Raw genomic sequence first — 1,277 nt, forward strand, 5'->3', positions numbered from 1 at the left:
ATCATTTCGTGATAGAGGTCGTTCCCTTCACGGGTCCGCTCACCCACGCCGGAGAATACAGAGTACCCACCGTGTTCGGCACCGATGTTCCGGATGAGCTCCATGATCAATACGGTTTTACCCACACCGGCGCCGCCAAAAAGGCCGGTCTTTCCGCCTTTCAAGTACGGTTCAAGTAGATCAATAACTTTGATACCGGTCTCAAGCATTTCCATTTGAGTGTCCTGGTTTTCCAGGCTCGGCGCATCGCGGTGAATACTCCAGGTTTCATCAGATTGAACCGACGGCTTTTTGTCCACCGGCTCGCCGATAACGTTCAGGATACGTCCCAAAACTTTTTCACCCACGGGCACCGAGATGGGTTTTCCGGTATCGATTGCATCCATACCGCGCACCAAGCCGTCGGTGGGCTGCATGGCCACCGTTCGAACCGAGCTGTCGCCTAGATGCTGGGCCACTTCCAGGGTGATGGTTTCTTCGCCACCGCCGTTGTCGCCTGTCTTTTTGATATGGATGGCGTTGTAAAGAGCGGGCAGTTCCCCGTCCTTGAAGCTGACATCCACAACGGGCCCGATGACCTGCGTGATGGTTCCTGTATTCATTCCTAGCTCCTTTACTTGATAATTTGGTGTGACCTCAGCCCTTAAGCGCTTCTGCCCCATTCACAATTTCAATCAATTCCTTGGTGATGTACGCCTGCCGGGTGCGATTGTAAAACAGTGTCAGCTTGCCAATCATTTCCTTGGCGTTACGGCTGGCGGCATCCATCGCTGTCATCCGAGCACCATGTTCGCTGGCGCTGGACTCCAGAAACGCACGGTAAATCTGCGTCGTCATATACCTCTTTAATAAGTCTTCCAGGATGGTTTCCCCATCCGGCTCAAAAATATAATCGGTCGTATCATCTCCGCTTATGTCTTCAGGAACAATGGGGAGCAGTTGTTCTCGGATAACTTCCTGCTGGATAATAGACTTGAACTCGTTGTACACCATGTAAATACGGTCCGTCTTGTTTTCGACGAACAACTGGGTCAGCATTTCGCCAATTTCGACAGCCTTGAGATAACTAAAATCTTTAGTCCAGCCTAGGTATTTGTCTTCAATTGGATACGGCCGGCTCTGGAAAAAATCCAAACCCTTCTTCCCGGCGATAAACAGTGAAATATCTCTATCCTTGTTTTCTTCGATCAGTTCCTGCGTCATCTTTACAATATTACTGTTGAAACCGCCGCACAGACCCCGGTCCGCGGTAATCACCACCAGAAGCACCCGGTTGC

The 1,277-nt window shown here is 50.8% G+C and carries 2 protein-coding genes; both read right to left on the minus strand.

The window, feature by feature from the left end; translation table 11 throughout:
* The coding region (locus tag MJD61_19160; protein ID MCG8557381.1) for a F0F1 ATP synthase subunit beta at positions 1 to 602 on the minus strand (602 nt) is incomplete at its 3' end.
* Positions 603 to 636: 34 nt separating this feature from the next.
* On the minus strand, positions 637 to 1,277 hold a 641-nt coding region (atpG, locus tag MJD61_19165; GenBank protein MCG8557382.1), incomplete at its 5' end, for an ATP synthase F1 subunit gamma.

The sequence above is a fragment of the Pseudomonadota bacterium genome (genome assembly GCA_022361155.1).
Taxonomy (GTDB): domain Bacteria; phylum Myxococcota_A; class Polyangia; order Polyangiales; family JAKSBK01; genus JAKSBK01.